The 9521-nt window shown below is 62.1% G+C and carries 15 protein-coding genes; 2 read left to right on the plus strand and 13 right to left on the minus strand.

What is annotated here, in order from left to right; genetic code table 11:
* Positions 1-4: 4 nt before the first annotated feature.
* The 6 genes from AACG97_RS10185 to AACG97_RS10210 form a co-directional block, all read right to left on the minus strand.
* On the minus strand, positions 5-742 hold the full coding sequence (locus tag AACG97_RS10185) for a metallophosphoesterase (RefSeq protein WP_232555113.1): 738 nt from the start codon (positions 740-742) through the stop codon (positions 5-7).
* Between the two features lie 56 nt (positions 743-798).
* The gene (locus tag AACG97_RS10190; RefSeq protein ID WP_232555112.1) at positions 799-984 is read right to left on the minus strand and encodes a hypothetical protein; all 186 of its coding nucleotides are present in this window, start codon (positions 982-984) and stop codon (positions 799-801) included.
* A complete protein-coding gene (locus AACG97_RS10195) occupies positions 981-1469 on the minus strand; it encodes a hypothetical protein (RefSeq protein ID WP_338463501.1) in 489 nt (162 codons plus the stop codon). The genes AACG97_RS10190 and AACG97_RS10195 overlap by 4 nt, the downstream gene beginning before the upstream one ends.
* 86 nt (positions 1470-1555) lie before the next feature.
* Positions 1556-1822 (minus strand): hypothetical protein, encoded by a 267-nt coding sequence (locus AACG97_RS10200; protein WP_232555110.1) that lies wholly within the window; start codon positions 1820-1822, stop codon positions 1556-1558.
* Positions 1819-2313, minus strand: coding sequence for a hypothetical protein (locus AACG97_RS10205; protein WP_232555109.1), 495 nt, complete (start codon positions 2311-2313; stop codon positions 1819-1821). The genes AACG97_RS10200 and AACG97_RS10205 overlap by 4 nt, the downstream gene beginning before the upstream one ends.
* 237 nt (positions 2314-2550) lie before the next feature.
* Positions 2551-3474, minus strand: coding sequence for a DNA cytosine methyltransferase (locus AACG97_RS10210; RefSeq protein WP_059395579.1), 924 nt, complete (start codon positions 3472-3474; stop codon positions 2551-2553).
* Between the two features lie 43 nt (positions 3475-3517).
* Here AACG97_RS10210 and AACG97_RS10215 point away from each other — a divergent pair, with 43 nt between their 5' ends.
* The gene (locus tag AACG97_RS10215; protein ID WP_059395578.1) at positions 3518-4006 is read left to right on the plus strand and encodes a hypothetical protein; all 489 of its coding nucleotides are present in this window, start codon (positions 3518-3520) and stop codon (positions 4004-4006) included.
* A 29-nt stretch (positions 4007-4035) separates the two neighbouring features.
* On the opposite strand, the gene AACG97_RS10220 is transcribed toward AACG97_RS10215, so the two are convergent.
* Positions 4036-4674: a hypothetical protein gene (locus tag AACG97_RS10220; RefSeq protein ID WP_059395577.1), complete on the minus strand. Its 639-nt coding sequence runs from the start codon at positions 4672-4674 to the stop codon at positions 4036-4038.
* A 108-nt stretch (positions 4675-4782) separates the two neighbouring features.
* Here AACG97_RS10220 and AACG97_RS10225 point away from each other — a divergent pair, with 108 nt between their 5' ends.
* Entirely contained in the window at positions 4783-5160 is a 378-nt protein-coding gene (locus AACG97_RS10225; RefSeq protein ID WP_185279409.1) for a hypothetical protein, read from the plus strand.
* Here the strand turns inward: AACG97_RS10225 and AACG97_RS10230 are convergent.
* The 6 genes from AACG97_RS10230 to AACG97_RS10255 all read right to left on the minus strand — a co-directional run bounded on the left by AACG97_RS10230 (position 5144) and on the right by AACG97_RS10255 (position 9312).
* Complete coding sequence (locus tag AACG97_RS10230) at positions 5144-5659, minus strand: hypothetical protein (RefSeq protein ID WP_185279408.1); 516 nt, start codon at positions 5657-5659, stop codon at positions 5144-5146. The genes AACG97_RS10225 and AACG97_RS10230 overlap by 17 nt on opposite strands.
* Positions 5634-5999, minus strand: a complete 366-nt coding sequence (locus tag AACG97_RS10235) for a DUF7740 domain-containing protein (protein WP_232555108.1) — start codon at positions 5997-5999, stop codon at positions 5634-5636. The genes AACG97_RS10230 and AACG97_RS10235 overlap by 26 nt, the downstream gene beginning before the upstream one ends.
* An 81-nt stretch (positions 6000-6080) precedes the next feature.
* Positions 6081-6623: a hypothetical protein gene (locus AACG97_RS10240; protein ID WP_232555107.1), complete on the minus strand. Its 543-nt coding sequence runs from the start codon at positions 6621-6623 to the stop codon at positions 6081-6083.
* The gene (locus tag AACG97_RS10245) at positions 6620-7249 is read right to left on the minus strand and encodes a lambda exonuclease family protein (protein WP_232555106.1); all 630 of its coding nucleotides are present in this window, start codon (positions 7247-7249) and stop codon (positions 6620-6622) included. The genes AACG97_RS10240 and AACG97_RS10245 overlap by 4 nt, the downstream gene beginning before the upstream one ends.
* On the minus strand, positions 7236-8180 hold the full coding sequence (locus tag AACG97_RS10250; protein ID WP_232555105.1) for a recombinase RecT: 945 nt from the start codon (positions 8178-8180) through the stop codon (positions 7236-7238). Before AACG97_RS10250 ends, AACG97_RS10245 begins: the two co-directional genes overlap by 14 nt.
* A gap of 7 nt (positions 8181-8187) precedes the next feature.
* A complete protein-coding gene (locus AACG97_RS10255; RefSeq protein WP_232555104.1) occupies positions 8188-9312 on the minus strand; it encodes a hypothetical protein in 1125 nt (374 codons plus the stop codon).
* Positions 9313-9521: the final 209 nt, after the last annotated feature.

Raw genomic sequence — 9521 nt, forward strand, 5'->3', positions numbered from 1 at the left:
CGGCTCAGTCCCAGCTGAGCTTGGCGGGCGTGGGCGGGATGGTTTCGAGCGTGGCCAGGTTCAACAGGGTGAAATACCCGCCGTCCTGCGGCCGCCAGCCCATGGTGTCGATGTGGATTACGTTGCCGAGCGCTGCCGGCTTGTGCAGCGGCGTGTGGCCCACGACCAGCGCCCGGACGCCTGCAACACCTTCGGTCTCGCCCAGTTCAATGCGGCTTCGCGACCACATGCAGGTGTTCTGCGTCAGGCGCAACTGCTTGGCAGTCTCCGGCGCTTCAAGCGCGGCCCGCAGTTGATCCCAGGACGGGAATGGGCAGTCGGCGTGCACGACACCGACCAGGCCGCCGGGCGTCTCCACCTCGATGGCGATCGGCAGCTCGCGGAACTGGGCGGCGAACTCGCGTTGCTCATCCCAGGACAGGCCGGCGAACCATGCGCCCCCGTTGTACACCCAGTTGTCCACGTCGCAGGTATCGAATCTGCAGACGTAGTCGTCGTGGTTACCGCGCACCGGGTGGAACCAGGGCCTTGCCAGCCATTCGAGCACGTTGCGGCACTCTGGCCCGCGGTCGACCAGATCGCCGACGCTGAACAGTCGGTCAGCCTTCGGATCGAAGCCGGCTACGTCCAGGGCAGCCTGCAGCCGGGTAAAGTGCCCATGAATGTCGCCGACCGCGAAATCGCGGCCAGCCGTGTTTGCGGTGAAGCGCTTGATGCGCACCACCTCGATGTTTTCGAGCATGCAGAATCCTCACCCGCGCATGTCGGCGGGCGTGAGTAGTAGGGGGAGGGGTTCGGTTACAGCAGGTGTGCGCCGGACTCGAGCATCCCGTCGCGATCCTCGCGTAGGCTGTCGCGCTCCTTGGCCAGGCGCTGGATCTCGCGGTGCAGGTACTTGGCGAAGGTCTCGCCGCCGCGCAGGTCGTTGGGCTTGACGCCTTTCAGGATGGCCTCAAGCTCGTTCACGCTGAATTGCTCGATCATGGCGCCACCTGCTTGCGGTAGCCGGCGTCGTGCAGAGCCGCGATCGCGCAATCGACATACTCGCGGGCAGTTAGGAGCTCACCTGCACTGAAGTCCAGCTGGGCATCCGCTGCCATCTGGTCGATTGCAGATTTCCGCTGTTCCGCCGCGATCTGCTCAGGCGTTCGACGAGGGCGAACACGCTTTGCCTCATCTCGATACATGGCAATCTTCTTGCCGCACTGAACCACGCAGAAGTCCTCGCGGCCTTCCGGGTCTTCACCTACGGCAACGCAAACCCCGTCGTGCCATTTTTCGAAGTCTTCGCAGGCGAATGATGCTTCAACCAGTGTGCCAACAGGCGGAAGGCCTTCGCCATCCCAGCGCGCTGGCCGCGGCGTGATGTACTGGATCTGGCCCCGCGTGAAATTGTGCCGGTGATCGCCGGTACCGCCACCGTATGGATAGGCGCGATCCTCGGCGCCTACCACGGCGTACTGGTCCATGTTGATCCACACCTCGGTAATGCCGTGGTGGGCCACAAGGCCGTGACCGTCTGCCCACTCAGGCGCTTTGCTCCAATCGATCTTGCTCACAGCTCATACCTCTCATCAATCCAGCGCCCAGGCGCCAGAGCGGGTGTAGGTTCGGGTTTGGTTTCGTGCGGGGAGATCTGGCGCTCGTTGCCGGCCTGCAGCTGGCTGTCGGGGATGCAGCTGATGCCGCCTTGATTCCCGCCCTGGTAGAGCCAGCAAGTGGCGCCGTGCTCATCGTCGTGGAAGACGCGAACGCCGTACGGCAAAGGTGCTGCGCTGGCGCCGGTGGCCAGCAGCAGGAGGCAGAGGGCGAGGCGGGTCATTGCTCCACCTCAGCGCCGTCTCTGATTTCCTCAAACCGGTACATCTTGATGACCCGTTCCTCGACGCCGGCGACCTTGATGAACTTGGCCTCATTCACCCACGGGTAGGCATTCGGCTCGCCGTGCTTTCCGCCGCCGCTCATCTCGCAGAAAGCCAGGGCGCGGCCGTCAGGCAGGATGAATGCTTTCACGTCGATGTCGTAGTTCCTTCCCCAGCTGTAGTGGCACCACTCGCGGATGCCGCTGACCTGTTCAGCTTCGTATCGCACTTCGTTGATGGCGTCGTCATGCTCGTTTTCTTCGAAAAGAACCTCGAGCAGCTCGCCAGGTGCCGCAGCCAGGAAGGCCAGATCGACGTCGGTAGACTGCCCATCATCGTCGGTGAACGTGTAGCCGTAGCCGAACTGGAGGCCCTTGCGCATGACAAGCAGCTTGGCCAGCTGGCTTGCGGTGAGGGTGCTCAGGTGCTGGTTGATGTTTGCTTCGAGCATACGACTTCCTTGGCCGCCATATCGCGGCAGTGAATAAAGGGGAGGGGGGGTTACAGCTGGTTGGAGTACAAATGTTCTCTAAATTAATTGGCTCCGTATAACCAGAGAAACGGTTTTTCTGGGCTGTAGAGGAGCTTTTAGAGATGGAAAATCTGACTACTGTTTTAGGCTTTGCGAAAGAGCTACTTCAGGTAGCTGGCTTGGTCATTGACTTGTACTTGGCGTTGCGCGATGTGTTTAAGCCGCCTGTAGAAGCGCCTCGATCACCCGCTGGCCTGCCAGCGGCGGTACCGCATTGCCCGCCATGTGCATTGTCAACCGGTGATTGTCTGGGCGCAGAGTGTCAGCCGGAAACGACATCGCGGCCAGGGCCTCGCTGGCGCTGAGCATCCGCATGCGGCCGCCTTCGACCAGGGCCCAGCGATCGAGGGTGGTGATGGTGCCGATCGGCCGGTTGATGTCGCGGCCGGTGGTGCCGGAGCCTTTGCCGTAGTAGGGCATGATGAAGCGGTCGCCGAAGCGCTGGCGGCCGTTGCGTACCCTTTCTAGCGTGGCCTGGGCCCGGCCTGGCTTCTCGATCTGCGACCAGCGCCCGGCGTCAAAGTCGAGGAAGCTGGCGGCCGGCACATGCCGCTCTTGCGGCAGCTGCAGCATCAGAGGGGCCTTGCTGCGCGTCAGCACCATGAACAGGCGCACCCGGTGCTGCGGAACGCCGAGGTCCGCGCAGTCCACGATGTGCGGAGCAGCCTGATACCCCAGCGACTGCACTGCTTGCAGCCAGGCCGGGTAGAGAACCCAGTCGGTGAACTCGGGCACGTTCTCTATCACCGCCGCCTGTGGCCGGTGAAACTCAAGGGCCGATACCGGCGCCCATGCCGTCGAGCGCGAAGCGTCGTGCTCAGGGTTACCCGACTTCTTGCCGCGGGCCTTGGCGTGTCCCTGACAGCAGGGCGAGGCAAGCAGGATGTCGTGCGCCGGCACCTGCTCCCAGCGGGCCTGGTGCAGGTCTTGGCAGACGTGCTGCGTCTCGGGGTGGTTGGCGCTGTGCCATTCAACGGCCACCGGCCAGTGGTTTGCCGCCCAGAGAACCTGGACGCCTGCGGCGCGCGCGCCGGTGCTCCATCCGCCGAGGCCGGCGAATAGGTCGATTGCTGTAGGCATGAGGGTACCTTTGCGCTAGCTTCACTCAAAAAAGGAGGAAGGCATGCTTTATCGAGGGGTTCGGTTAGAAATGCATAAGGCGCTTGAGGGGCGGATCAGTCCGCGTGGCGACCAAATTGAGGTTGTTCCGAGATATGACGGCACCTGGTCATATGACGGGACATTCACCTACGGGTACTCGGAAGATAACGCCGCCCGTGCACATCACATCGAAAACGGGAAGTGGGGTGGCTGCTTTGTATCGACTACTAGAAATTATGAAGTGGCAAAGTATTTTGCTACCACCGACGCTCAAGGTCGCTCATGTCAAGGGGTCGTATACTTCATAGATGACAGTCTGTTCGAGCTCCATGGCGTGGTTTCGAAGTCGTTTGACGACCCTCTATATCCGGAAGAGGAAGAGGTTTCCATTCGAGCATCTGATGCGGGAGATATCCCAACTTCGGTCATCGTCGATATCCGCGAAGTTGGATGCCCCGGGCGTTACATCAGGCAGGAGAGAGATGAGGATCCTTCAATTTCTGCGAAGTAGTTAAGGCGCTGGCGGGCAGCTCCGGAGGGTCAGGCGGCTGGGCGCTCTGCGATGAAGTAGTCCCAGGCAGCTTTGTCGCCCTGGGCAATGAACCACTTCAGGACCTGGCCATCCTCGGTCTCGCTGACCGAACCGCCGTACTGGGCACCAGGGAAGGTGAATCTCGCGCCGTCGCCGCAATACGGGTATCCGCCGGTGAACTCGGTGAAGGTGACGCCGGGCTGGGCAGCAACGACGCGCTCCTTGAACTTTTCGAACCTGGCGTTGCGTGCAGCAACCTCGCTCTCGTGGCCTTCCTTGCATTCCGCCGAGCAATAGACGACGCGACCGTCGAACACCAGGTCCAGAGAGATATCGGTTTCAGCTTCTTCGTCCCAGCGGCTGGCATCGCTGTCGCACCTCGTGCCGCAGTGGTTGCAGTCAAACCACCAGCCTGCATCGATGTAGGCCTGGGCAGGGATGAAGGGCTGATCGGCATACTGATCGGCCCATTGCGCGCGGCGGCAAGACACGTCGCCGAAGTCAACCCCGACCTCCTCCGCGCCCTGGCGCCTAGCCGCAGCGTTCGACGAGGCGAACTGGATCGTGGATTCCTCTGGGTCATTGGTTTCGACGGTGTAGGCCAGCACCTTGCGTGATGCTGGATCTGCTTTCGGCTTCTTGCTCATGGCTTTCTCCAAGCATGCGCCGCCCTCCATTGCCGGGTGCGGCATGGTGGCAATTTGGTTGGGGATGGGGTATTACGGGTTACCGGCATGGGGCCGCAGGGGATAGCTATGGATGCAGCAGTGGTAGGCCTGGCAGGCGTTGTAGTTGGTAGCGCGGCGACGTTGCTTGGGCAATGGATTCAAGCCCATTACACTCAGAAGCGAGAAAAGCGAAAACTGCTATTAGAGGCAGCGATCCAAAATAGAGCACAAGACATCAGCGTTATTCTCGGCAGCAACGAGAAGAGCAGGACAGCAGCCCCTATGGCGGCCTACATTCTTCACCAGCAAGTTATGAACAAGCTTGTAGAGTCAGGAAAGTTGTCAGCTGTAGATGTTGAAAAGGCATTCGCACAACATCTGCTGGATTCAAAAAGGCTAAGCGAGCTTGACTCTGAATGGACGCTAACATCAAAGTTGGAAAATGCAGCTAACGGGAAGGGCTGAGAACCTCGTCCCCTGGGTCTTGCTGAATCATCAGCATGCTCTTCCGGTCGAAGGCCAGTGCCAGGCGTGGCGATATGCTGATCTCGTGCCGCGGCGGGGTGAGAAACTTCTCCGCGTGCGTCCGGCCCAGGGCGTGGATGCCGTGGATCAGCGCCTCGATCATCTGGCTGTAGGTGGCGTCAGCCCAGCCGCAGATGGCGCGAAGGTGCTGGCCCGTTCGCTTCCTGGCTGACAACCGCAGCGGCTCAGTCCGCGCCACGGATCGGTGAGCCTCGATTTCGTGGCGCGCGATCCTGAACAATGCATGATGCCCGAGCGCCTCGATGTGATGAATCATCAGCGTCATCGCCTCGCCCTGTTCCTCGATCCCGGCCCACTCCATCAGTTCCAGCAGGGCCTGTTTAGTCCCTGGTCGAACCTTCAAACGCAGGTCTTCTTCCTGTAGGCGCTCGGCCTTTTCGCGACGTCGCTCGTCACGCTGCTGCTGCGTCAGAGCCATCATCGCCCCCATTGCGCACAAAGGTGGCGCCCGGCCCGATGTCGAGCAGGTCGCACACCCGGTTGATGATCTTGAGCGCCGCGTCGAACACCTTGGGGTCGTCCGGCTCGCGGGCCAGGCGCTTCATGTTGGGCTGATGCTCCAGGCAGACCTTGTCGACCAGGCGGCGGGCCAGCCTGCGCAGGTGGTCGGCGCTGTCGTTGAAGCGCAGGCTGAGCGCAAAGGCCAAGGCCACATCGTCAGGCCGGTACTGGCCGCCGCTGCGGGTGTTGTACAGCTTTTTGACCGGCCGATTCATCCAGGCCGGCAGGGTTACCACTCCAGAGGGCGCTTTCTGCATGTCTGTGCTCCTGTAGGCCGCTGGGCGGCAGGTGGAACTGTTCTTGCCGCCGGCGCTGGCGGACCAGGTTGTTGAGCCTTCTCATTTCCTGATGCGTACCCGTGGGAAGTCGATGCTGTTGCGCTCGATGATCTTCACCAGCGTTCCGTAATTCAGGTCGAGCTGCTCGGCCACCTGGGCACGGTGCAGGCCGGTATCGCGCAGGGCGCATATTTTCTGGACCACTTTCAGCTCCTCGATCCGCTTCAGGTTCCGCTGGATCTGGCGCTGGGCATCCCGCTTGCTGTTGGCTGACTTCTTCCGCTCGGCTCGTCGGAAAACAAAGTTGCCTTCGCGGGCGGCCCGGAATAGGGCCTGCTTGGAAATGCCGGTGGCCTCGTGAACCTGCTGGCAGGTCATGGTCTTCGCCAGCTCGGCCACCGTTGCAACTCTGGCTTTCACCTTTTCCTTTCTCGGGGCTGGGGTAGGCCTCTTGGGCTTCGCCTCAGCGGCTGGCTTTGGCTGCGTATCGGGATGCTTGCGCGGCGGCAGCGGTCGATAGGTGAAGCCCTCCAGCACAACAAGCTGGCCGCCAGACGCGAAGAAGGCCGCTTTGGCGGCCTCCAGGTCGATTGATGGGGTCATGCTGCCTCCTTCATCCGCTCGCGCATCTCCTTCTCCAGGTCGCTGAGCTCTTCCAGAAACGCCTTGATCTCAGCCTCCATTTCGCGGATGCGCTTGAAGTCGCGCTCGAAGCGGTGGCATACGTACTGAAGAGGCTCAGGCAAGCGGTCGTCGTAGCTGACGAAGTCTGCCCAGGCCCTGCCGGTACAGGCCATCTGGGCCAGCATCTGCCACTCGTACTGTGGGTCGTGGCGCTCAGACTGCATGGTGGCGATGTGGGTCGCAGTGTTTGGGCACTTGATCTCCAGCACGCCATCGTCGCCTACAAGGCCATCCGGTGACGCGCCAAAGCCAGCAATTGTCGGGTGCATGACCAGCCCGGTTTCGACCACCATCAGGCCTTTGTCGGCCTCGTAGGCCATGCAAGCAAATGGCTCAAGCTCGACGCCGCGCTGCACGGCAGCATTGCGGGAAAGGTCGGCGCCGCCAGACTGGCCGGTGAGGCGCTCGCAGAGAAGCTCCATCATATAGTTTTTGCGTGTGGCAGATGGTGCGCCGCCCCGGCCGCTGGCCATCACATCCTTCACTCGACTCGCGGTGACGCAGCCAAGGCGTGCTGCGAACCATTCAGCGCTACGCTGCTCCATCTAACACCTCCTCAGATTCGCCTTCGAAGGGCGCCGCCTCTGCCTTGATGGCGTCGGCGCGCTTGGTGACCTCGGCCTTGAAGCGGGCATGGCCGGTCGCATCCTTTGCCTGTTTCATGGCTGCGGTTGCCTGCTGGTACACATCGGTCAGCGCCTCCAGGCTGCAGGCCTTCTGTGCCAATGCGATCCAGCTGTTCACCATCTCTGGATCAGTGGGTGCCGAGCCAGCCAGACTGGCAAGACCCTCACCCCCATCCGTGTTCAAGTGGTGAATCGCCTGCTCCAGGCGCTCTGTCTTCGGCCAGTACTTGTAACCGCGCTTCACCACGGTCTTCTTGGCCATCTCGCCCGGGTCGGTGACCCATGGGCAGGATTTGTTCTTGCTAACCCAAGCTTTCCAGGCGCTGGACCTGTCCCGGATGGCGTTCACATCCTCGATGCTCATGGTCTCGGTCAGGTAGTCGCCGTCGGCGGTCTTAACCACCACATAGACGCCGATCACCTCGCCGCGATCCTTGGCGAACGGGTTGTAGGAATGGGTCGGCGGCTTGTCGAAGCCGTTCAGACTGAAAGCGTCTGCGGCGTAGACCAGTTCGGCCTGGGCCCAGCGTATGGCGCCGGTCGACATGGCCAGGTCCATCAAACCGATGTAGCTGATGTCCAGACAGATGCGGCCGTCGCGCGGTACCAGGTACGCCTGCTTCTTGGCCGGGTTCAGGCTGATGCCGATGGCGGCGATGTTGGTGATCGCGTTGGCCACAGACTGCCGGTTCTGCATAGCCACCTTGGTGGCGTACTCGCTTGAGGTAATCACCTGGATGGCGAATTCGGCCTCGCGCTCGAAGTTCAGCGAGCGGTCAGTCAGCACGTTGGCGAACTGATTCCGCTGCGCGTAAATGTCCTGCGAGATAATGGCTACTGCTTGGCTCATGGCGACCTCAGTAGGAAATCGTGATGTTCGGGATTTTGCGCTCGGCGATCAGCGTGATTGCTTGCTTGGCGCATTCCTCGGTCATGCCGCCGGCGACGAAGGCGTCCAGGGCGGCGCGGTTAATGCTGCGGCGGTGTGCGACGTCGCGCTCTCGGGCTTCCTGCTGGCGCACGATCTCGGCGGCCGCTGCATCGGCACGGCGGCGCTCGTCCTGGCGGGCCTGCTCCGCTGCTTCTTCGGCCCGGCGTGTCGCTGCCTGGCGCTCTTCCTCTGCTTGGCGCAGCGCTGCCTGGCGGTCGGCTTCGGCCTGAGCGGCAGCGCGCTCTGCTTGCTCGGCCTGCAACTTGAGCTGAAGGCGCTGGTTTTCGGCTTCGCGTTCTTGCGCAGCTGCCTGGTCAATCAGTTCCTGCTCCCGGCGGGCAGCTGCAGCGCGTTCGTTGGCGGCACGCTCATCAGCTTCACGCTGGGCCTTTTCTGCCGCCTCGCGAGCGATGGCAGCTTCCCGGTCGGCTTTCTCTCGGGCTTCGGCTTGTGCGCGAAGTTGGGCCAGTTCTGCCTGCTCGGCTTCGAATGCCTCCCGCTTGGTCAAAGCAGCGCGCAGCGCGGTAAGCACCTTGTCTTTCACGGCGCCGGCCTCAGCCTCGAATTCTTCCCAGTGAGCTCCGAGCTGCATGCCCTCAGCCTCAGCAATCAGGCCCTTGATGTGCAGCGAGGTCAGTTCGCCCAGGTCGTCCGACAGAGTCTTCAGCCAGTTCAGGCGGTCGTTGTGGCGGTCGATGCGCGCATCCTCGGCGGCTTCCCACTCGGTGAGCGGGCGGCGCGTTTCGTCCCGCAGCGCGTCCATCTTGGTCACGAACTCGCGCAGCTCAGCCTCGACCACCTTCGGCATTTCCTTGAGGCGGCGCAGGTAGTCGCGGCCCGGTTTCTCGACCGCGGTCTTCGACTTGCTGACCTTGGCGGCCAGGCTGGCGATTCGCTCGCGTCCCTTGCGGGTTTTCAGGTCGGGCACTTCGCCCAGTACTTCACCCTTCACCAGGTCGATGAATTGCTGAAGGCCACCGGCCACGTAGATGGCCGGGGCGTTGTCTTCGCTGATCTCTTCGATCGCGATCAGTTTCTGTTCTGCGGACATTAGAAAACCTCGCGCCAGGCCGGCGCCGTCAGTTGGAATAGGGAATCGCCAGGTCACCCAGGCACGGAGGTACGCTCCAGGCCCTGGCTGCGGTGGATGGTTGCGCGCTCTCGCCGCTTACGCTCCGGGTAGGTCCGGTTATCCCCGAAGGGCCCGCCGGGCTCGGGTGCGTTGAATCAGGAAGTGATGTTGCCGGCCAGTGCGCTGGC

The sequence above is a fragment of the Pseudomonas sp. Nvir genome (assembly GCF_963778085.1).
Taxonomy (GTDB): Bacteria; Pseudomonadota; Gammaproteobacteria; order Pseudomonadales; family Pseudomonadaceae; genus Aquipseudomonas; species Aquipseudomonas juntendi.

Coding starts and splice junctions, on each gene's coding strand:
- AACG97_RS10185 (WP_232555113.1), bottom strand. CDS start 742: ATGCTCGAAAACATCGAGGTGGTGCGCATCAAGCGCTTCACCGCAAAC.
- AACG97_RS10190 (WP_232555112.1), bottom strand. CDS start 984: ATGATCGAGCAATTCAGCGTGAACGAGCTTGAGGCCATCCTGAAAGGC.
- AACG97_RS10195 (WP_338463501.1), bottom strand. CDS start 1,469: ATGGACCAGTACGCCGTGGTAGGCGCCGAGGATCGCGCCTATCCATAC.
- AACG97_RS10200 (WP_232555110.1), bottom strand. CDS start 1,822: ATGACCCGCCTCGCCCTCTGCCTCCTGCTGCTGGCCACCGGCGCCAGC.
- AACG97_RS10205 (WP_232555109.1), bottom strand. CDS start 2,313: ATGCTCGAAGCAAACATCAACCAGCACCTGAGCACCCTCACCGCAAGC.
- AACG97_RS10210 (WP_059395579.1), bottom strand. CDS start 3,474: ATGCCTACAGCAATCGACCTATTCGCCGGCCTCGGCGGATGGAGCACC.
- AACG97_RS10215 (WP_059395578.1), top strand. CDS start 3,518: ATGCTTTATCGAGGGGTTCGGTTAGAAATGCATAAGGCGCTTGAGGGG.
- AACG97_RS10220 (WP_059395577.1), bottom strand. CDS start 4,674: ATGAGCAAGAAGCCGAAAGCAGATCCAGCATCACGCAAGGTGCTGGCC.
- AACG97_RS10225 (WP_185279409.1), top strand. CDS start 4,783: ATGGATGCAGCAGTGGTAGGCCTGGCAGGCGTTGTAGTTGGTAGCGCG.
- AACG97_RS10230 (WP_185279408.1), bottom strand. CDS start 5,659: ATGGCTCTGACGCAGCAGCAGCGTGACGAGCGACGTCGCGAAAAGGCC.
- AACG97_RS10235 (WP_232555108.1), bottom strand. CDS start 5,999: ATGCAGAAAGCGCCCTCTGGAGTGGTAACCCTGCCGGCCTGGATGAAT.
- AACG97_RS10240 (WP_232555107.1), bottom strand. CDS start 6,623: ATGACCCCATCAATCGACCTGGAGGCCGCCAAAGCGGCCTTCTTCGCG.
- AACG97_RS10245 (WP_232555106.1), bottom strand. CDS start 7,249: ATGGAGCAGCGTAGCGCTGAATGGTTCGCAGCACGCCTTGGCTGCGTC.
- AACG97_RS10250 (WP_232555105.1), bottom strand. CDS start 8,180: ATGAGCCAAGCAGTAGCCATTATCTCGCAGGACATTTACGCGCAGCGG.
- AACG97_RS10255 (WP_232555104.1), bottom strand. CDS start 9,312: ATGTCCGCAGAACAGAAACTGATCGCGATCGAAGAGATCAGCGAAGAC.